The following is a 20,489-nucleotide window of genomic DNA, read 5'->3' as shown; positions in this document are numbered from 1 at the left end:
CTCCGTGTACGTCGGGCAGGCAGTCATCATCCGGGGGGGTCAGGTGCCGCGACGACACAGTTCAGGGTTCGACGTGCTCGGCATGTCGGAGGACCCCACCCCCGGAGATCCCGACGAGATCCGGCGCCTCGCGGACCGCTACCGGCAGGTCGGTGAGCAGGCCGAGACCGCCACCCGGATCCTGGGAAGCGGCGGCGCCGTGGAGCAGGGCTCGGGAAAGGCGATGGACGCGCTGCGCAAGCAGCTGAAGTCGCTGCCCGACAAGCTGAACAAGACGGCGCAGTCCTTCTCCCAGGCGGCCGGCGCGTACGAGACCTACGCCGGGCAGCTGCAGGAGGCGCAGTCGCAGGTGGACAGGGCGATGGACCAGGCCGGGCCCGTGGCGGGCGCGGCCGGCCAGACCGCTCCCACGTTCGCGCCGGACGCCACCGACCAGCAGCGGGAGGACGCGCGCCGGCAGCAGGACGGCATCGACGCCGCCCAGCAGACGATGTCGGCCGCCAGGCGCCTGGCCGAGGACGCCAGGAACCTCCGCGAGCAGGCGTCCCGGCGGGCGGGCCAGGAGCTCGACGACGCGGCGGCGAAGGCGATCCCCGAGCGCAACTTCTTCCAGAAGATCGCGGACTTCTTCGCGGACTTCCCGTTCGTCAAGATCCTCATCGACATCCTCGTCGCGGTGGTCGCCGTGTTCTTCCCGGTGGCCGGTTTTCTCTTCGGGGCCGCGCTGTTCGCCTTCCAGACCGCCCAACAGATCGTCACCGGCGATTTCAAGGCCGGTGACTTCGCGGCGGGGATCTTCGCCCTCGTTCCCGGCGGCGCCCTCCTCAAACTGGGCGGCAGGGCGACGGGAACCTTCGGCAAGGTCACCCCCGCGCTGGCCGGTGGGGCCTCGGCGCAGGAGGGCTTCGTCCGCGTGATCCCCGGGAGCATCACCAAGTTCGCGGACACGATCACCAACAGCAAGGCCTTCACGGTGATCTTCCAGAGCCCGGCCGGGAACCTGGCCGTGGGAGCGGTCGGCGACTTCGGCGTGCGGGTCGGCCAGGAGGCGATCGTCAAGAAGCTCAACGGCGAGGAGATCACCGCGGGCAACCTGCTGGCGGGCGCCGCCGCGGGAGCCGTGGTCGGGGCGGGCATCAAGGGAGCGCGGGCCGCCAAGGACGGTGAGTTCGCCGGGGGCGCCTTCACTCCCCCGCCCGCGAGCCCCGCGAGCCCCGCGAGCCCCGCGAGCCCCGCGAGCCCCGCGAGCCCCGCGGGCTCTGCGGGCTCTGCGGGTGCCACGGGGACCGCGGGTTCTGCCGGGGCCGCGGTCGGGGGTGCCGGGAAGGTCCAGCCTCCGGAGCCGCCTCCCAGCCTGCGTGACAAGGCCACCGAGCAGGGGCTCGGCCTGATCCAGGAAGGCGCCTCCAGCGGTGCCAAGGTCGGTGTCGCGGTCGCGGAGGGCCAGGATCCCAACGCCGCGATCCTCAACGAGGCGGGCAACTTCCTCCCGCTGGCGGTCGGCCCGGTGGGCAAGCGCGCCGCCTCGGAGGGCATCGACTCGATCATCCCGATCAAGGGCACCCCGCCACCGGCGCCCGCCGCCGTCAATCCAGCGGACGTGCCGTTGCCTTCGTCTCCGACGGGTGGGTCCAGGCCGACTTCTGTTGATGCGGCGGATGTTCCGTTGCCTTCGTCTCCGACGGGTGGGTCCAGGCCGACTTCTGTTGATGCGGCGGATGTTCCGTTGCCTCCGTCTCCGACGGGTGGGTCCAGGCCGGTTTCTGTCGATGCGGCGAACGTCCCGCTGCCCCCGTCGCCGACGAGTCCGACCCAGTCCCCGCAGTCCCCGCAGTCCTCCCAGTCCTCCCAGTCCTCCCAGTCCTCCTCTCAGCCTTCCCAGGGCGCCTCGGACTCCACCGAGCCGCAGGACATCCCCCTCCCGCCCTCGCCGACCACTCCCTGAACCCCGTCGGGCAGGCCAGGCAGGGCCCCACAGACCTCCACCGCCGGTGGACGGATGACGAAAACAATCGAAACAGGAGAAACAAATGCCCAACTTCGCCGTCAACTCCGACGAGACCGCCTCGACCTCCACGGCGCTCCTCAACGACTTCTCCCAGCTCCAGGACAAGCTCACCGAGGTACGCGGCAAGATCCAGAACCTGCTGGCCCAGGGGTACAGCACCCCGGCCGCCCAGCAGAAGTTCCAGCCCTTCTTCGACGAGTTCGCCCGGGGGTTCGACCAGGTGAACCAGTCGCTGCAGGGCATCGGCCAGTACGTCAAGGCCGTCGGCGACGCGTTCTCCCAGACCGACGAGCAGCTGGGTTCCAACCTGTCGTAACGGGACCGCCTGTCGTGGCGGGGACCGGCTCCGTGTCCCGGGCCGGGACACGGCCGTCCGCGCGTCGCCGTCGCGGCGCGCCACACCACTCACACACGAGGAATCGATTGCCGTGCGTTTGAACATCAGCGTCCGGGACCCGAGGGAGAACGGGGCCTCCACGGCCGTCGTCGTGGACACCGAACCCTCCGCGCGAGTGGGACGGCTGGCCGTGGAGCTGGCGCGGGCCGTCGACCTCGGACATCCCGAAGGCGATGGGGGCCCTTCGGGAACCGGGCCGGTCCTCTACATCGGCCCCGATCCGGCCGACCCCGAGGCCACCCTGTACGCCGCCGGCGTACGGGACGGCCTGGACCTCGGGCTCGGCGCCCCGGTACCCCGGGAGCCGGAGCCCGAGGGCCTGGTGGAGCTGAGGGTGGTCAGCGGTCCGGGGGCGGGAACGTCCTTCCGGCTGCCGCCCGGCGAGTACGAGATCGGCAGCGCGGCCACCTGCCGGGTCCCGCTGCCCCCCGGAGCCCCGGCGATCGCCGCCAGGGTGCGCGTCCGGGTCGACCGGACCGTACGGGTGACGGCGGCCGAGCACGTCCTGCTGGACGGCAGGGAACCGGCCGGCTCCGGCGACCGGGAAGACCGGGAAGACCAAGACGGCTCCGGCGACTGGGACGACTGGCTGGAGGGAAGCCAGCTCGCCGCCGGTGACACCCTGCTGGAACTCGCCCTGCCGACGACCGCGCGGGTCCCTCTCACCCCGGCGGCGGACGGGCTGGGCCTGGAGTTCAACCGGCCGCCGCGGTTCCGCGCCACCGGCGCCGCCGCCCGCTTCCGGCTGCCGTCCGCGCCGGTCAAGCCGGAGAAGAGGCCCATCCCGCTGCTGCCGATCCTGCTGGTCCCGGCGGGCGGCGCCCTGGTCTCCATCCTGGTCACCGGCAACTGGGTGTTCATCTTCCTCGCGCTGCTGTCGCCGATCGGCGCGCTGGCGACCCAGTTCGGCAGCCGCAAGCAGACGCAGATCAGCTACGAACAGAAGCTCCGCGAGTACGACGAGACCATGACGCGGGTGCGCGCCGACGTGGACGCCGCCGTACTGCGGGAGCAGCACGTGCTCCGGCTCTCCCACCCCGACCCGGCGTCCCTGCTCCAGATGGCCTCCCAGCCCTCGGAACGGCTGTGGGAACGCCGCTGGCAGGATCCCGACTTCCTCGAGGTGCGGGTGGGCACCGCCGATCTGCCCTCCTCGCTGACCGTGGAGGATCCCGCGCTGGACGAGCACCGCCGTACCACCGTGCCGTCGCTCACCCAGGTCCCCGTGCCGATCTCGCTGCGCGGCGCCGGGGTGACCGGCGTCGCGGGCCGGGACGCCGCCAGCCTGGCCGGATGGATGGCCGCCCAGGCCGCGGCCCTGCACAGCCCCGCCGACCTGCGGATCCTGGTGCTCGCCGGTCCCGGCGGCGAGGAGGGCTGGTCGTGGGTGCGCTGGCTGCCGCACTGCCGGCCGCAGGGCGAGGACGCCTACGCGCTGGTCGGCAGCACCGCCGACTCGATGGCCCGCCGGATCGGCGAGCTGGGCCAGCTGGTCGCCGCCCGGACGGCGGCGGGCCCCGGGGTGCCCAGGGGCGGTGCCGCGGGCTCGCCGGACATCCTGGTGGTGCTCGACGAGGCCCGCCGGGCGCGGTCGCTGCCGGGAGTCGTCGCGCTGCTGCGTGACGGACCCTCGGTGGGCGTCTACACGATCTGCCTGGACCTCGAGGAGCGGTTGCTGCCCGAGGAGTGCGCCGCGGTGGTGGCCACCGGCCCCGAGGGCGTCCTGGTGCGCACCGGCCCGGGAGCGCCGCCGGAGAACGTACGCGTCGACTCTCCCGACCTCGGCTGGTACGAGCACCTGTCCAGGGCGCTCGCGCCGCTGCGGGGTGTCGGGGACGGCGACGAGAGCGCGCTCCCCGGCTCGGTGCGGCTGCTGGACCTGCTGGGGATCGAGCCGCCGACCACCGGCGCCGTCGTCGCGGGCTGGGCGCTGGGCGGTCGCAGCACCCGGGCGATCCTGGGGACCGGCTACGACGGCGACTTCTCGGTGGACCTGGTCCGGGACGGGCCGCACGCGCTGGTGGCCGGGACGACCGGTTCCGGCAAGTCGGAACTGCTGCAGACCCTGGTCGCCACGCTCGCCGTGGTGAACCGGCCCGACGAGATGACGTTCGTCCTGGTCGACTACAAGGGCGGCAGCGCCTTCGCCGAGTGCGCCGACCTGCCGCACACCGTCGGCCTGGTCACCGACCTGGACACCCACCTGGTGGAGCGCGCCCTGGTCTCCCTGGGGGCGGAGCTGCGCCGCCGCGAGCATTTGCTGGCGGCCGCGGGCGCGAAGGACATCGAGGACTACCTGGACAAGCGGGCGCGGGGCGGCGACGTGCTGGGCCCGCTGCCCCGGCTGCTGCTGGTGATCGACGAGTTCGCGTCCATGGCCCGCGAGCTGCCGGACTTCATCTCCGGCCTGGTCAACATCGCCCAGCGGGGCCGGTCGCTCGGCATCCACCTGGTCCTGGCGACCCAGCGGCCCAGCGGCGCGGTGACGGCGGACATCCGCGCCAACACCAACCTGCGGATCGCGCTGCGCACCACCGACGCGGGCGAGAGCCGCGACATCATCGACGCGCCCGACTCCGGCGACATCTCCCCCGGCACTCCGGGGCGGGCGTACGCGAGGCTGGGACCGGCGGCGCTGCTGCCCTTCCAGGCGGGCCGGGTGGGTGGCCGGCGGCCGTCCGGGCTGGTCGCCGCGCAGGTGGAGGCGCCGGTGCGGGTCCACGAGATCAGCTGGCGCGAGCTGGGCGGGCCGGTGCCGCGCGGTGCCGGGGGCGCCGGTGGCGCGAGCGCCGAGGAGGCCGTCACCGACCTCGCGGTCCTGGCCGGGGTCGTCGCGGAGGCCGCCCTGGTGGCCGGCGTACCCCGGCAGCCCAGCCCGTGGCTGCCGCCGCTGCCCGAGGTGCTGCGCTGGACCGAGCCGGCCGGGCCCGAACCCTCGGGGGAACGGGACCCGGCACTGCCCGCGGTGGAGTACGGCCTGGTCGACCTGCCCGCCGAACAGGCGCGCGGCGCGCTCGTCCTCGACCTCGACCGGTCGGGGCACCTGCACGTCATCGGCTCACCGCGCAGCGGGCGCTCCCAGACCCTGCGGACCCTGGCCGCCGCCCTCGGCCGGGCCCACGGCGTGGAGGACGTCCACCTGTACGGCATCGACTGCGGCAACGGGTCCCTCAACGCGCTGGCCGCGCTCCCGCACTGCGGCGCGATCGTCGACCGCAACCAGACGGAGCGGCTCGACCGGCTGCTGGACCGCCTCACCGCCGAGCTGAGCGCCCGCCAGTCGCTGCTCGGCGCGCGCGGCACCGCCGACCTGGCCGAGTTCCGCAGGATGGCCCCGGCCGGCGAGCGGCCGCCGCACATCGTGGTCATGGTCGACCGGTTCGAGGTCTTCGAGCGGGAGTTCGTCTCCTTCGACAACGGCAGCTACCTGGAGCGGCTGATGCGGCTGCTGCGGGACGGCGCGGGGGTGGGCATCCACCTGGTGCTGGCCGGTGACCGCGTCCTGGGGTCGGCCCGGTTCGCGGGCACCACCGAGGACAAGATCGTGCTGCGGCTCAACGACCGTACCGACTACTCGGCGGTCGGCCTCACGCAGAAGTCGGCGCCGTCGGACCCGCCTCCCGGACGGGGGATCAGGACGCAGGACACCGGCGAGGTGCAGATCGCGGTCCTCGGCCCGGATCTCTCCGGCACCGCGCAGGCGTCCGTCCTCGCCGCGCTGGGCGAGGAGCTGGCGGTCCGCGAGGCCGACGTCCCGCGGTCGCGCCGGCCGATACGCCTGGACGTGCTCCCCGACCAGGTCTCCTACCCGGCCGCGTCCGCGCTGCGGGCGAACCCCGGGCCGATGCGCCCGCTGGCCGGTGTCGGGGGCGACACCCTGGCCGGGCTGGGGCCCGACCTGGCGGACGTGCCGACGTTCGTGGTCGCGGGGCCGCCCCGTACGGGCCGCAGCACGGCGCTCGTCACGATGGCCCGCTCCCTGCTGGAACAGGGGACGGGGCTGATCGTGCTCGCGCCGCGACGGTCGCCGCTGCGCGAGCTGGAGGGCCTGCCGGGGGTGGCGGCCGTCCTCACCGACCCCGAGGTGTCCGCCGCCGCCTTCCGCGCGGTGCTCGGCGACGTGCCCCAGGAGAACGCGGTGATCATGGTGGACGACGCGGAGCTGTTCATGCAGTCGGAGATCGACGCCGACCTCGCGCTCCTGGCCCGCGGCGGCGCCGGGAACGGGTGGGGGCTGGTCCTGGCGGGCAACGCCGAGGCGCTCTCCTACGGCCTCGCCGGCTGGGTCGGGCAGGTCAAGCGCAACCGCTCCGGGATGCTCCTGTCCCCGCAGAGCCTGAGCGACGGCGAGGTGATCGGCGTCAAGATCTCCCGTGGCCTGGTCGGCCGGGCTCCCCAGCCCGGCCGGGGCCTGCTGCACCTGGGCGACGGGGCCCTGGTCACCGTGCAGGTGCCGGACACGGCGGTCACCGGCTGAACGCGCCGGACGGGGGACGGGACCGCCCCGGCCTCCGTCCGGCCTCGGGCTCACGTACTCGCGGGCCGGGTTCCCGTACGCGGGGAGGCCGGGTCGTACGCGCGGAGACCGGGGGAGTCAGGCGCTCGCGGGCGTCTCGGCGGGCAGGAACCGGAAGGTGCCGCTGATCGCGTCGAACAGCTCGTAGACCTCTCCGGCGAGCGGGAGGTTGGGGCTCGCGCAGGTGACGATCAGGTAGTCGCGCGCCGACCCGGGGATGGGGACCACGGTGTGCATGGTCAGCATCCGGATCGAGATGTCGGCGGTGAGCGGGGCCTCCTCGGTGCCGGTGATCCTGGCCACCTGCCCGATGTCCGGAAGCGTCACCGAGGAGACGGTACGGTTCGCGGGCTCCCCGCCGCCTCCTCTCGCGTGGCTTCCCGGCCCGCTCACGGCGGGCGGGGACAGCTGGGCCGCGAGCACCGGGAGCGTCAGCTCGCGGCCGGGCGGCACGGTGACGGCGAAGACCATCGCGTAGCCGAGGAAGAGGCCGTCGTCGAACATGACGGCCGTACCGGCGGCGAACAGGGCGCCGCGCCGGCGGGCGGCCCTGCTGATCTCGCGGGCCTGCCGGAACAGGTCGTTGACCGCGATCTGCTCGCGAGGGCTGCCGGCGAGGGCCAGGGCGGCGGCGCGGGTCTCGGCGAGCACGCTCCCGGACAGGTCGAGGTCGGTCCAGGAGTCCGGGACGTCCAGCACGAAGCGGTCGACGGTCGTCATCAGCCACCCTCCAGGTGGGCCACGGCCTTGTCGTCGGTGTCCTTGAACGTCTCCAGGATCTGGTCGACGGCCTTCTTGATGGCCTCGCACTGCCGGTGCAGCTGCTTGCGGCCGTCGTTCCAGCGGCTCTCGAAGTGCTCACCCTGGTCGACCAGCGGGTATCCCACCGCCCGGTCGATGTCGATCCCGGACCTGTCGGTGTCGATGTGGTCGAGGACGAACCCGAGCGATCTCGACACCTCCTCCAGTTCCGATCCCGGAACTTTGATGTCGGCCATCGTGGCTCCCCTCGTACGGTCGTGAGCGTGTTCTGAGCGCGGATTTGAGTGCGGCCGTGTGCGCGGCTTGAGCGCGGTCGTGAGCGTGGCCTCCATGCGGAACACGAAAAATGACGCAATCGGGTTCATAAAAGGTCATACCTTCTTGAACCGAACGGGCCGCTCGTCGCGTGTTCCGCAGGTGACACTCGAAAGCAACAGCAGCACCGCGCGCGGGCCGTACACCCGCGCGCTGGTCGTGACCGCCCTTCTCTGCGGCCTGGCAGGCGCCTCCGGCTGCGGCAAGGTCATCACGATCGGGGACGCCGCGCCGGCCGCCGGGTCGCCGGCGGCCTCGGCGCCCGCCACCCCCCAGGCCCAGGCCCCCTCGACCCCTTCGAGCCCCTCCGCCCCGGCGGCCGGTGACACCGCGCCGCCGTCCAGTGGCGCGGCGCCGCAGCTGGTCGACGGTTCGGCCGCGGACAACGGCCTGACCGGCGACGGCGGGACGGTGAGGGGGGCGGCGGTCCAGGAGCGGCCACCGGTCTGGGTGGAGCTCTCCGCCGTCTCCTCCCCCGCGCTGGGCGCCCACGTGGTCGACGTCAACCGGTCGACGCTCTATCGGTTCGACAAGGACACGGCGGACCCCTCACGATCGAACTGCGAGGGTGACTGCGCCGTCACCTGGCCCCCGGTGACCGTCCAGGAGGGCGGCCGCGTCTACGTGGCCGGCGTCGATCCGTCGCACGTCGGGGCGATCCGCAGGAGCGACGGAGGGGTGCAGCTGGTCATCGGAGGGTGGCCCGTCTACCGTTTCTCCGGTGACGAGAAGCCCGGCGACGCGAACGGCCAGGCCGTCGGCGGCACGTGGTTCGCGGTGACCCCCCATGGCGACAAGGCGATGTCCCGGTAGCGTCTCGCTTCCTTAAAAAATATGGACAAATACCCCATAATGGGCATGGCTGGAGGAATGGCCGCGCTCCGGACCTCTCTGTGAGCGGGCGCTGACAGGGGGAAACCGATGCCGGGGGGCCGGGATGACGTCACAGAACCCATGCGTGGACCCGTGTGGTTCACGGTCCTGGGGCCCGTGCACGGCTGGCGGGAGGGCGAGGAGCTGGACCTGGGACCGCCCCGGCAGCGGGCGCTGCTGGCAGTGCTGCTCGCCTTCGCCGGATGTCCCGCAGGCCTGGCCGAGATCGTCGACATCCTGTGGGGCGAGGACCCGCCGGACAGCGCGGTCAACGTGGTCCAGCGGCACATCGGCGCGTTGCGGCGGCTGCTCGAACCGGATCTGCCGCGCAGGGCTGTGGGGCGGTGGCTGACCCGCAGCGGCGGAGGCTACCGGCTGGACGTCGACGCCGGCACGCTCGACCTCCTGCGGTTCCGCCACCTCGTCGACCGGGCCAGGGAGGCGGGCCCTGACGGGCCTCGGGCCGGACAGCTGTTCGTCGAGGCCCTGGAGCTGTGGCGAAGACCGGCCGCCGAGGGGATCGCGGCCGGCGTACGGGCCCATCCGGTTTTCGTGGCGCTGGACCAGGAGTATCTCGCCGTGCTGAAGGAGGCGGCCGACACGGTGCTGCGCGACGGCCCGGTGACCCCGCTGGTGCCGATGCTCCAGCAGGCCGCGGCGCTCAACCCGTTCGACGAGCCGCTGCACGCCCGGCTGGTGCTCGCCCTGGCGGCCACCGGCCACCGGGCCGAGGCGCTGGGCACCTACCGGGCGACGTACGCGCGGCTGGCCGAGAAACTGGGCATCAGCCCCGGCCCAGAGCTGAGCTCCGCGCACGAGCGGGTGCTCAGCCAGACGGCGCCCGAGGAGCCCAAGACGCCTTCGGCCGACTCAGTCACCCTGTCCGCGCCGGTCACCCCGGTCACCCCGGCCACTCCGGTCGCCGAGGCCACCCCGTCCGCGTCGGTCACCCCGGCCACTCCGGTCGCCGAGGCCACCCCGTCCGCGTCGGTCACCCCGGTCACCCCGGCCGGCGCGGCTGCCCCGGCCGCCGCAGCCGCTTCGGCCGCCCCGGTCTCCCCGTCCGCGCCGGTCGCCGTGGGCCCGCCGCGACCGGCCCAGCTCCCCGCCGACCTGCCCGTCTTCGCCGGCCGGAGGGAGGAGCTCGCGCGGGTGTCCGACCTGCTCCTGGGGGGGCCGCGGTTCGCGAAGTCCGTGGCGATCATCGCGATCGAGGGGATGGCCGGGATCGGCAAGACCACCCTCGCGGTGCACTGGGCCCAACGGGTCGCCCACCTGTTCCCCGACGGCCAGCTGTACGTCAACCTGCGGGGTTTCGACGCCGGAGGGACGGTTCTGGACCCGACGGAGGCGATCCGCGGGTTCCTGACCGCGCTGGGCGTCCCGTCGCGGGACGTCCCCGCCCGCCTGGACGACCAGACCGCGCTGTACCGCAGCCTGCTGGCCGACCGCAGGATGCTGGTCCTGCTGGACAACGCCTGCGGCACCGAGCAGGTGCGGCCCCTGCTCCCCGGCGCGCCCGGCTGCCTGGTCATCGTCACCGGCCGCCACCACCTCTCCGGCCTGGTGGCCGCGGAGGGCGCCCGCTCGCTCATCCTCGGGCTGCTCTCCGACGCCGAGGCCCGGGAGTTCCTCGCGCTGCGGCTCGGCGCGGAGCGGGTGGAGCTCGACCCCGCCGCCGTACAGGAGATCACCGACCTGTGCGCCAGGCTGCCCCTCGCGCTGTCGGTCGCCGCCGCGCGGGCGGCGAGCCGGCCGGCCTTCCCGCTCTCCGTCATCGCCGCCGAACTGCGGGCGGTCCACGGCAGCCTCGACGCCTTCAACTGCGGTGACGGCCCCCACGTCGGGGCGGTCTTCTCCTGGTCGTACCGGGCGCTCACCCCGCCCGCCGCCCGGTTGTTCCGCCTCGTCGCCCTGCATCCGGGACCCGGTCTCAGCGCTCCCGCCGCCGCGGCGCTCGGGGCCGTCCCCGTCCACCAGGCGCGCGTGCTGCTCGACGAGCTGACCGGCGCCCACCTCCTCGTCGAGCACGCTCCCGGCCGCTACGGCTGTCACGACCTGCTCCGCTCCTACGCCGCCGAGCGCAGCCGGGACCAGGAGACCGAGAGCCAGCGTCAGGCGGCGGTCCGCCGCCTGCTGGACCACTACCTGCACACCGCCCACCGCGCGGCCCTGCTGTTCTCCCCGCACCGCAACCCGATCCCCCTGACGCCCCCGGCGCCGGGGGTCTTTCCCGAGGAACTCGCCGACCGCGAGCAGGCGGGAGCCTGGTTCACCGCCGAACACGCCACGCTGCTGGCCGTCCTCGGATCGGTCGCGGAAACCGAGTTCCGCTCCTACGCCTGGCGGCTGGCCTGGACCATGGAGCACTTCATGGACCGGCACGGCCACTGGCACGACCTGGTGACCTCGCAGCGCATCGCGCTCAAGACCGCGCGGAGGCTCGGCGACCCCATCGGGACGGCCCACGCGCACCGGGGGCTCGCCCGCGCCGAGGCCGACCTGGGCCGCCACGACGAGGCGCGGCTCCACCTCGAACGGGCGCTGGCGCTGTTCGCCGACGCCGGGGACGGTGACGACCAGGCGCACACACACCGCCAGCTCGGCTGGGTCTTGGAACAGCAGGCCAGGTACGGCGGCGCGCTCGTCCACGCCCGGCGGGCCCTCATCCTGTTCCAGAAGTCGGGCAGGCGGGCCGGGCAGGCCGCGGCGCTCAACGCGGTCGGCTGGTACCACGCCCTGCTCGGTCACCACGAGCAGGCCCTCGGCCACTGCAGGCAGGCCCTCGTCCTCCTGGAGGAGCTTGAGGACCACTACGGCCAGGCCGACACCTGGGACAGCCTGGGGTACGCCCACCACCACCTCGGCCACTACGAGCAGGCCATCTCCGACTACCGGCGGGCCCTGGAGCTGTACCGGCGGCTGGGCGTCCGCTACGGCGAGGCCGACACGCTCACCCGGCTCGGCGCGACCTACCTCGCGGACGGCCGGCACCGGGAGGCCCGCGCCGTCCTGGAACAGGCGCTGGAGATCTTCGACGACCTCGGCCACTCCGACGCCGAGCGGGTCCGCGCCAGGCTGCGCGACCTCGACGGCTCTTCTGGCGGCTCTCTCGGCGCCCTTTCCGAAGGTTCTTCCGAAGGTCTTTCCGACGGCTCTCCCGGACGGAGCCGGAGGTGACAGGGCCGGAACGCCAGAGGGGCCGGACCGCGTGTGCGGTCCGGCCCCTCTCAGGTGGCGGAGGATAGGAGATTCGAACTCCTGAGGGGTTGCCCCCAACACGCTTTCCAAGCGTGCGCCCTAGGCCAACTAGGCGAATCCTCCGTGGAGAAGCTTACCCAACTTTCTGAGCGCCACGGACCACTAATTTCCGACACCGACCACTCTGATCTTTTCGGATACCGACCACTCGGATCTGAGGCTAGACTGAGGGCCGACCCCTCGCGCGGCGTCATCCTGTGAACCTCCCCAGGGCCGGAAGGCAGCAAGGATAAGCGGGCTCTGGCGGGTGTGCGAGGGGTCTCTTCGTTGAGACCCCTCGCAGGTGGGATCGCCGCATGAGTCTTGCGCTGTACCGCAAGTACCGGCCCGGGACCTTCGCCGAGGTCAAGGGTCAGGAGCACGTCACCGACCCGCTGCGCCAGGCGCTGCGCAGCGGGCGCATCAACCACGCGTACCTGTTCAGCGGGCCCAGGGGATGCGGAAAGACGTCAAGCGCGCGCATCCTGGCACGCTCCCTCAACTGTGAGAAGGGCCCGACCCCCGACCCGTGCGGGGAGTGCGAGTCCTGCGTGGCGCTGGCGCCCACCGGCCCCGGCCACCTCGACGTCATCGAGATCGACGCCGCCTCGCACGGTGGCGTGGACGACGCCCGCGACCTGCGCGAGCGGGCCTTCTTCGCGCCTGTGTCGTCGCGCTTCAAGATCTACATCATCGACGAGGCGCACATGGTGACCCGCGAGGGTTTCAACGCGCTGCTCAAGCTCGTCGAGGAGCCTCCCCCGCACCTGAAGTTCGTCTTCGCGACCACCGAGCCGGAGAAGGTCATCGGGACGATCAAGTCCCGGACCCACCACTACCCGTTCCGGCTGATCCCCCCGGCCGCGCTGCGCGCGCTGATGGAGGAGATCCTCACCTCGGAGAAGGTCCCGTTCGAGCCCGCCGCGCTCCCGCTGGTGGTCCGGGCGGGCGCGGGTTCGGCCCGCGACTCGCTGTCGATCCTCGACCAGCTGTTCGCCGGTTCCGACGAGGCGGGCATCACGTACGCCCGCGCGGTCTCCCTCCTCGGCTACACCGACGGAGACCTGCTCGACGACGTGGTCGCGGCCTTCGCCGGTCGTGACGGCGCCCTGGTGTTCCAGGTCGTGAACCGGGTGATCGAGGGAGGCCACGACCCCCGGCGGTTCGCGATGGACCTGCTGGAGCGTTTCCGCGACCTGGTGATCCTGGCCAACGTGCCCGAGGCGGCCACCAGCGGGCTGCTCGACCGGCCCGGCGACGAGTTGGAGCGGCTCCAGGTCCAGGCGGCCTCGATGGGCCCGGCCGAGCTGACCCGCGCGGCGGAGATCCTCAACGCGGGCCTGATCGAGATGCGCGGGGCGGCCTCGCCCCGGCTGCTGCTCGAACTGATGTGCGCCAGGATTCTCCTTCCCGGCGCCGCTCAGGGAGAGGCGGCGCTGCTCGCCCGCCTGGAGCGGCTGGAGCAGGGGGGAGTCGTCGCGGCTCCCGCACCCGTGGCCCTCTCGCAACAGGCCCCCGCACACCAGGCTTCCGCGGCCCCCGTACACCAGGCCCCCGCCCCCGCGCCGGTGGCCCACGCGGCGCCCCCGCCGCAGGCGCCCGCGGAGCCCACCGCCCCCGCCGAGCGGTCCGGTGGTCAGGGCGACGACTGGCCGGTGGCGGTCAGGCCCGGCGCGCCGGCCCAGGGACAGCAGGAATCGCAGGGACGGGGAGAGCGGGCACCGGCCCAGCAGGCGCCCGCGCCGGCCGACCCGGTGACGGTGTCCGGCTCGGGGGCCGGGGCCGTGCAGCAGGCGTGGCCCCAGGTGCTCGCGGCGCTCAAGCGGCGCAGCATCGTCGTGTGGGCCAACGTCAACACCAACGCGCAGGTCGTCGGGGTCGAGGGCAAGATCGTCACCCTGGGGTTCGCCCAGGTCGGCGCGATGAAGAACTTCACCGGCGGCGGCAAGGACGCGGTCGTCGCGGCGGTGCTGCAGGAGGTCCTGGGCGGCACCTGGAAGGTCGAGGCCGTCGTCGGCGGCGGGCCCGCTCCCTCGGGCGGTGGCCGCCCCCCGGCTCCGAGGCAGCCCCCGGCCCCCCAGCACCCGGCCCCTCAGAACCTCGCCCCGCAGAACCAGGCTCCCCAGCACCCGGCTCCGCAGGCACCGGCCCCGCAGCCTCCGTCCCAGCCGCCCGCGCCCACGGAGTCGCGGGAGGCCACGCCCAGGCAGGCACCGCCCGCGACGGACGAGTCCTGGCCGGACGCCCCCCTGCCGGAGGATCCCGGCTCGCCTCCCCCGCCGAGTTCCATGCCGAGCCCCGGACTGGCCGCGGCTCGCTCGGCGGCCAGGGCGGCGGCCCAGGCAGGGCCCAAGGCCGCGGTCAAGACCGGTGCCAAGGCGGCGGCCTGGCCCGACGCGGTCCCGGCCCGAAACGGCCGCGGCACCGCCCCCGACGCCGACGAGGTCGACCCGCTCAACGACGCGGACGCCGACGTCGACGCGCTCACCGGCATGGCCCTCCTCCAGCGCGAGCTGGGCGGCCAGGTCATCGGCGAGATCGACCACACCTGACGGATCTCACCCGGCGAGGTGCCGGCCGCACAGGGCGACACCCCCTGAGCACGCGCCCGGCAGGTTCCCGGGGCCGCCGGTCACGGGGGCTCAGGGCAGGTCGACGCCGCTGAGGCGGATGCGGGCTGCCACCGCGCGGTGGTCGTGGCGGGGCAGCGCCGTGACGAGGCGTTCGAGGATCTGGATGTCGTTCCTGCCGTGCTCGGTCTCCGCGTAGGCCCACAGGTCCTCGGGGCCTCCCCGCCGCAGCAGCCGGGCCCGTACCTGACCCTCCAGCTCCTCGCGTTCGAGGCGCAGGGCGGGCGCCTCGGAGCGGGGCAGCAGGGGGCCGCGGTAGACGCGGGCGACCGGGGCGGTCTCGTCGGCCGCGAGCAGCCGCTTGAGCTCCAGGAAGTCGGCCTCCACCACGCAGGCCAGGCGGTACGGCTTGGCGGCGATCGCGGGACCGAGCTGGGCACGGAGGCGGTGGATCTCGGCGCGGACGGTCACCGGGTTGCCCGCGTCGCCGTACAGGTGGAAGGAGAGCTGGGCGGCGGTCATCCCCCGGGGGTTGAGGGCGAGTGTCGCGAGGATCTCGGCGTGGCGCAGGGAGAGCGCCAGGCGGGTCCCGTCGAGGTGCGCGGAGGGGTGCTCGGCGCCGAGGAAGGACAGGGTGAGCACGGGGCCGCGGGCCGGGCCCGCGAGGCGGAGCAGGAAGCCGTCGTCGCCGAGGGCCTCCAGGAAGGCGCTCCGCCCGTCGGGCAGGACCACCCGGTTGCCCGCCTCCGGCAGGCGTACGCGCGGGCCCCACTGCCGCGCGTCGTCCCCGGCGATGATCCGGCCGGTCGCGGTGACCAGGGCGCCCGGCTCGCCGCGCAGCGCGCTCAGGTGCCGCCCGTGGCGACGCCTGAGCCGCTCGTCGCGTTCGAGCATGCGCAGCGTGAGGTGGCTCTCCGCCAGCCGGGCGGCGGCCTCGACGAGGGCGACGCTCGCCGGGTGCATGGACCGCGTCGTGCCGCTGATGTCGACGCAGCCCAGCAGGTCGCCGCTGTCGGGGTCGACGATCGGCGCGGCCGAGCACGACCAGAGGTGGAGCGCCCTGACCAGGTGTTCGGCGGAGAAGACGTGCAGGGGCCGGCGGGTGGCGAGCGCGGTGCCCGGGCCGTTGGTCCCGATCGCGCCCTCGCTCCAGTCGAAACCGTCGGCCAGCCCCACCTCGTCGGCGCTCGCCATCGTCCGGTGGTTGCCGTCGCGCCAGAGCACCCTGCCGCGGGCGTCGGTGACGAGCAGGATCTGGTCGTCCGCGTCGACGGCCTCCAGGAGGGTCCCGGTGATGATCGGCAGGAGCCTGCTCATCGGGTGCGCCGAGCGGACCTCGCGGATGTCCTCGCCCTCGAAGGCGAGGGGGGCCGATCCGGCGTCGGGGTCGACCCCGGCGTCCAGCGACCGCCGCCACGACGCGGAGATCACGCCCCTGGGGCCCTCACCCGCCGGCCGCTCACCCCTGATCAGCGCCTCGTGCAGGCGTCGCAGCCGTGACGAGTAGGAGTCGGGACCGGCCGCCTGGACAGCTCCCCGGTGGCTGTCGCGCACATATCCCCCCGGAGTAGAGCCGATGGCCGAAGCATCGGTGGTGGGGACCCCCGCCCGCAACCCGTTCGGCCAAAGAGGGTGTGCGCAGGGTGAGTGAACGATCGCAACGTGTGTGCAACCTCCGGAGGGCTACCTTTCGATCACACGCTGTCGTGTGCGGCCGCTCCGGCGCGTGTCGCGTCGGGTCTCGGACGTCTGGAGGGGGGCCCGGGGCCCGACGGGGGTTTAATCCTCATACTGGGGGAACGCGTGCTCGCTGCAGTACAACACCCGGCCCGAACCCCGTAGGCTCGTGACGACCGATGTCACGGACGAGGAGCACAACGACGGTGAACCCAGGGGATGTCAACCTGCAGCAGCTGCTGGAGCAGGCCCAGCTCATGCAGCAGCAGCTCGTGAGCGCCCAGCAGGAGCTGAACGACGCGGAAGTCGAGGGCTCCGCGGGCGGCGGCCTCGTCGTGGCCACGGTCAACGGCGGTGGCGAGCTGCTCGAACTCAAGATCAGTCCCGAGGCCGTGGACCCCGGCGACCCCCAGGAGACGGCCGACACCATCGCCGACCTGGTCATCGCCGCCATCCGCGACGCCGTGCGCGCCGCCGCCGACCTGCAGCAGGAGAAGCTCGGTCCCCTCGCGCAGGGGCTGGGCGGCGGGGGCGGGCTCGGCCAGCTTCCCGGGTTCTAGGTCATGTACGAAGGGGTCGTCCAGAATCTGATCGACGAGCTCGGGATGCTTCCCGGCGTCGGTCCCAAGAGCGCGCAGCGCATCGCGTTCCACCTGCTGGCCGCGGAGCCGGCCGATGTGAAGCGGCTCGCGCACGCTCTGCTGGAGGTCAAGGAGAAGGTCCGCTTCTGCCGGGTCTGCGGCAACGTCGCCGCGGAGGAGGAGTGCCGGATCTGCCGCGACACCAGGCGCGATCTCCACGTGATCTGCGTCGTCGAGGAGTCCAAGGACGTCGTGGCCATCGAGAAGACCCGCGAGTTCCGGGGCCGCTACCACGTGCTCGGCGGGGCGATCAGCCCGATCGACGGCGTCGGCCCCGACGACCTGAACATCCGAGAGCTCATGACCCGCCTGGCGGACGGCCAGGTCACCGAGCTGATCCTCGCCACCGACCCCAACCTCGAGGGGGAGGCGACGGCGACCTATCTCGCCCGTCTGGTCAAGCCGATGGGACTGAAAGTGACACGACTGGCCAGCGGTCTGCCGGTAGGCGGTGACCTTGAGTACGCCGACGAGGTCACCTTGGGCCGCGCGTTCGAAGGAAGAAGGCTCCTTGATGTCTGACGATGCGTGGAGCGCTCTCGCGGAACGGATCGCGGAGCACGCCAAGAACTACATCGACGGCCTGACCCGCCTGGCGGGCGGCGAGGGCGGCGACGCCATCCTGCCGCTGCTGCTGGTGGAGGTCGCGCAGGTCAGCTCGGCCGGCGCGCAGCTCGGCGCGAGCCAGGACGTGATCCTGTCGGGCAACTGGGAGCCGCACCTGGGCGAGGACCCGGACGTCGACGCCGTCCGCACCGCCCTCGCCGAGCGGCTGGGGCCGGTCGACGACTACGCCGAGGTCTTCGACCCCTACAAGGACACCGTGGTCACCCCGTACCGCCTGTCGGACGACCTGACGGCGGTGGCCGCCGACCTCCTGCACGGCCTGCGGCACCACAGGGCGGGGCGCCCCCTGGAGGCGCTCTGGTGGTGGCAGTACTCCTACTTCAACACCTGGGGAAACCACGCCGGCGCGGCGATGCGGGCACTTCAGGCCCTTGTCGCCCATACGCGGCTCGACGTCGCGGAGGAGCGCACGACGGTGTGATCGTCCACATACTGGTTCGATCAGAAGGCCTCAGCAGGGGCGCCAGTAGACTGTGAGCTCCACAGCCCTAGATTGCTTCGGAGACATCTCGTGGCGCTCGTTGTTCAGAAGTATGGTGGTTCGTCCGTCGCCGACGCGTCCTGCATCAAGCGGGTCGCGCAGCGGATCGTCGCGACGAAAAAAGCCGGCAACGACGTCGTGGTGATCGTCTCGGCCATGGGCGACACGACGGACGAGCTGCTCGACCTCGCCCAGCAGGTCTCGCCGCTCCCGCCGGGCCGCGAGCTCGACATGCTGCTCACCTCGGGCGAGCGCATCTCGATGGCGCTGCTGGCGATGGCGATCGCCAACCTGGGGCAGGAGGCGCGCTCGTTCACCGGGTCCCAGGCCGGCGTGATCACCGACTCCTCGCACGGCCGCGCGCGCATCATCGACGTGACGCCCGGCCGGATCCGCGGGGCGCTCGACAGCGGCCAGATCGCGATCGTGGCCGGGTTCCAGGGCGTCTCGCAGGACACCAAGGACATCACCACGCTCGGCAGGGGCGGCTCCGACACCACCGCGGTCGCGCTCGCCGCCGCCCTGAACGCCGACGTGTGCGAGATCTACACCGACGTGGACGGCGTCTTCACCGCCGACCCCCGTATCGTCCCGGCCGCCCGTAAGATCCCCAAGATCTCGTACGACGAGATGATGGAGATGGCGGCGTGCGGTGCGAAGATCCTGCACCTGCGCTGCGTCGAGTACGCTCGCCGCTTCAGCCTGCCGATCCACGTCAGAAGCTCGTTCAGCACCAAGGAAGGCACGTGGGTCGTCTCCGACCCCGACAGCGAAGGAACAGAGATGGAGCAGCCGATCATCTCCGGCGTCGCGCACGACCGGAGCGAGGCCAAGATCACCGTTGTCGGGGTGCCCGACAAGGTCGGTGAGGCTGCGACGATCTTCAAGACGCTCGCCGACGCCGAGATCAACATCGACATGATCGTGCAGAACGTGTCGGCGGCGACGACCGGCCGGACGGACATCTCCTTCACGCTGCCCACGAGCGACGGCTCGGCCGCGCTCACCGCGCTGAAGAAGATCCAGGAGCGCATCGGCTTCGAGTCGCTGCTCTTCGACGACCAGATCGGCAAGGTCTCGCTGATCGGGGCGGGCATGCGCTCGCACCCCGGCGTCACCGCGACGTTCTTCGCCTCCCTCGCCGACGCGGGGGTGAACATCGAGATGATCTCCACCTCGGAGATCCGCATCTCGGTGATCGTCGGGCAGGACGAGGTGGACACGGCCGTCAGCGCCGCGCACCGCGCGTTCGATCTCGACGCGGACCAGGTCGAAGCCGTGATCTACGGAGGTAGCGGGCGATGAGCCGCAAGCCCACCCTTGCCCTGATCGGCGCGACCGGTGCCGTCGGCACCGTGATGCGCGACATCATCTCCAACCGCGAGGACGTCTACGGCGACATCAAGCTCGTCGCGTCCGCCCGCTCGGCGGGCAAGGTCCTGCGGGTCCGCGGCGAGGACCTCGTCGTCCAGGAGCTCACCCCCGAGGTCTTCGACGGCGTCGACATCGCGATCTTCGACGTGCCGGACGAGGTCTCCGCGACCTGGGTGCCGATCGCCGCCGAGCGCGGGGCCGTCGTCATCGACAAGTCGGGCACCTTCCGGATGAACCCCGAGGTCCCGCTGGTCGTGCCGGAGGTCAACCCGCAGGACGCTCGCACCAGGCCGCTGGGGATCATCTCCACCCCCAACTGCACGACCCTGTCGATGATGGCCGCGATGGGCGCCCTGCACGAGGAGTACGGCCTGCGCGAGCTGGTCGTCGCCTCCTACCAGGCGGTCTCCGGCGCGGGCGTGGCCGGCTCGGCCCGCCTCTACGACGAGATCGAGGCCCTGGCGGGTGACCGCACGGTCGGGCAGACCGCCGGTGACGTGCGCAAGGTCCTGCAGAACAGGCTCGGGGACGAGGAGTCGCCGTTCCCGGCGCCGGTGGCGTTCAACGTCGTGCCGTGGGCGGGCTCGCTCAAGGACGGCGGCTGGGCCTCCGAGGAGATCAAGCTCCGCAACGAGTCGCGGAAGATCCTCGGGATCCACGACCTGAAGGTCTCCGCGACCTGCGTCCGCGTCCCGGTGATCACCACCCACTCGCTGGCCGTGCACGCGACCTTCGAGCGGGAGATCACCGTCGCCGACGCCCACCGGATCCTTGAGGCCGCCCCGACCGTGGTCGTGATGGACGACCCGGCCAACGGCGTCTTCCCGACCCCGGCCGACGTCGTCGGGACCGACCCCACCTACGTGGGCCGGGTCCGCCAGGCGCTCGACTTCCCCAACACCCTCGACCTGTTCGTCTGCGGCGACAACCTCCGCAAGGGCGCCGCCCTGAACGCGGCGGAGATCGCCGAGCTGGTCGCGGCCGAGTTCGCGTAACCCTTCCCGGGGC

14 protein-coding genes, 1 tRNA gene and 1 other RNA gene are annotated in these 20,489 nt (G+C 72.9%); 12 read left to right on the top strand and 4 right to left on the bottom strand.

Annotated elements, in window-relative coordinates; all coding sequences use genetic code 11:
• Positions 1 to 43 precede the first annotated feature (43 nt).
• The 3 genes from ACFYWM_RS04975 (at position 44) to ACFYWM_RS04965 (ending at position 6,882) form a co-directional block, all read left to right on the top strand.
• Complete coding sequence (locus ACFYWM_RS04975) at positions 44 to 1,945, top strand: putative T7SS-secreted protein (protein ID WP_389908688.1); 1,902 nt, start codon at positions 44 to 46, stop codon at positions 1,943 to 1,945.
• An 85-nt stretch (positions 1,946 to 2,030) separates the two neighbouring features.
• Positions 2,031 to 2,324 (top strand): WXG100 family type VII secretion target, encoded by a 294-nt coding sequence (locus tag ACFYWM_RS04970; protein ID WP_362837936.1) that lies wholly within the window; start codon positions 2,031 to 2,033, stop codon positions 2,322 to 2,324.
• A 112-nt stretch (positions 2,325 to 2,436) separates the two neighbouring features.
• Entirely contained in the window at positions 2,437 to 6,882 is a 4,446-nt protein-coding gene (locus ACFYWM_RS04965) for an FtsK/SpoIIIE domain-containing protein (RefSeq protein ID WP_389908683.1), read from the top strand.
• 117 nt (positions 6,883 to 6,999) lie between these two features.
• Here the strand turns inward: ACFYWM_RS04965 and ACFYWM_RS04960 are convergent, their stop codons facing one another.
• Together ACFYWM_RS04960 and ACFYWM_RS04955 are read right to left on the bottom strand one after the other, a co-directional pair.
• On the bottom strand, positions 7,000 to 7,641 hold the full coding sequence (locus ACFYWM_RS04960) for a hypothetical protein (RefSeq protein WP_389908679.1): 642 nt from the start codon (positions 7,639 to 7,641) through the stop codon (positions 7,000 to 7,002).
• On the bottom strand, positions 7,641 to 7,919 hold the full coding sequence (locus ACFYWM_RS04955) for a hypothetical protein (protein ID WP_389908676.1): 279 nt from the start codon (positions 7,917 to 7,919) through the stop codon (positions 7,641 to 7,643). Before ACFYWM_RS04955 ends, ACFYWM_RS04960 begins: the two co-directional genes overlap by 1 nt.
• 181 nt (positions 7,920 to 8,100) lie before the next feature.
• Here ACFYWM_RS04955 and ACFYWM_RS04950 point away from each other — a divergent pair, with 181 nt between their 5' ends.
• Entirely contained in the window at positions 8,101 to 8,811 is a 711-nt protein-coding gene (locus ACFYWM_RS04950; protein ID WP_389908673.1) for a hypothetical protein, read from the top strand.
• Positions 8,812 to 8,952: 141 nt separating this feature from the next.
• Entirely contained in the window at positions 8,953 to 12,051 is a 3,099-nt protein-coding gene (locus ACFYWM_RS04945) for a BTAD domain-containing putative transcriptional regulator (RefSeq protein WP_389908670.1), read from the top strand.
• 55 nt (positions 12,052 to 12,106) lie between these two features.
• On the opposite strand, the gene ACFYWM_RS04940 is transcribed toward ACFYWM_RS04945, so the two are convergent.
• Positions 12,107 to 12,195, bottom strand: a tRNA-Ser gene (locus ACFYWM_RS04940).
• A gap of 108 nt (positions 12,196 to 12,303) precedes the next feature.
• On the opposite strand from ACFYWM_RS04940, the gene ffs reads away from it, so the two are divergent.
• Together ffs and ACFYWM_RS04930 are read left to right on the top strand one after the other, a co-directional pair.
• Positions 12,304 to 12,399: signal recognition particle sRNA small type (ffs, locus tag ACFYWM_RS04935), an RNA gene on the top strand.
• A gap of 29 nt (positions 12,400 to 12,428) precedes the next feature.
• Positions 12,429 to 14,663, top strand: a complete 2,235-nt coding sequence (locus ACFYWM_RS04930) for a DNA polymerase III subunit gamma and tau (protein WP_389908667.1) — start codon at positions 12,429 to 12,431, stop codon at positions 14,661 to 14,663.
• A gap of 90 nt (positions 14,664 to 14,753) precedes the next feature.
• Here ACFYWM_RS04930 and ACFYWM_RS04925 read toward each other — a convergent pair whose 3' ends face one another.
• Complete coding sequence (locus ACFYWM_RS04925) at positions 14,754 to 16,235, bottom strand: GAF domain-containing protein (RefSeq protein ID WP_389908664.1); 1,482 nt, start codon at positions 16,233 to 16,235, stop codon at positions 14,754 to 14,756.
• Between the two features lie 329 nt (positions 16,236 to 16,564).
• Between ACFYWM_RS04925 and ACFYWM_RS04920 the strand changes: the two genes are divergently transcribed.
• From ACFYWM_RS04920 to ACFYWM_RS04900, 5 genes are all read left to right on the top strand, one after another.
• Complete coding sequence (locus ACFYWM_RS04920; RefSeq protein ID WP_329087916.1) at positions 16,565 to 16,918, top strand: YbaB/EbfC family nucleoid-associated protein; 354 nt, start codon at positions 16,565 to 16,567, stop codon at positions 16,916 to 16,918.
• A gap of 3 nt (positions 16,919 to 16,921) precedes the next feature.
• A complete protein-coding gene (gene recR / locus ACFYWM_RS04915) occupies positions 16,922 to 17,521 on the top strand; it encodes a recombination mediator RecR (RefSeq protein WP_362688050.1) in 600 nt (199 codons plus the stop codon).
• The gene (locus ACFYWM_RS04910; RefSeq protein ID WP_344743938.1) at positions 17,514 to 18,047 is read left to right on the top strand and encodes a DUF5063 domain-containing protein; all 534 of its coding nucleotides are present in this window, start codon (positions 17,514 to 17,516) and stop codon (positions 18,045 to 18,047) included. Before recR ends, ACFYWM_RS04910 begins: the two co-directional genes overlap by 8 nt.
• A 90-nt stretch (positions 18,048 to 18,137) precedes the next feature.
• The gene (locus ACFYWM_RS04905; protein WP_389908659.1) at positions 18,138 to 19,412 is read left to right on the top strand and encodes an aspartate kinase; all 1,275 of its coding nucleotides are present in this window, start codon (positions 18,138 to 18,140) and stop codon (positions 19,410 to 19,412) included.
• Positions 19,409 to 20,476: an aspartate-semialdehyde dehydrogenase gene (locus ACFYWM_RS04900; RefSeq protein ID WP_389908655.1), complete on the top strand. Its 1,068-nt coding sequence runs from the start codon at positions 19,409 to 19,411 to the stop codon at positions 20,474 to 20,476. Before ACFYWM_RS04905 ends, ACFYWM_RS04900 begins: the two co-directional genes overlap by 4 nt.
• The last annotated feature ends 13 nt before the right edge of the window (positions 20,477 to 20,489 follow it).

The organism is Streptosporangium sp. NPDC002721 (assembly GCF_042888905.1).
In the GTDB taxonomy this organism is placed as follows: Bacteria; Actinomycetota; Actinomycetes; order Streptosporangiales; family Streptosporangiaceae; genus Streptosporangium.
The sequence above is the reverse complement of the archived record's forward strand: the minus strand, read 5'-3'. Positions and strand labels throughout refer to the sequence as shown.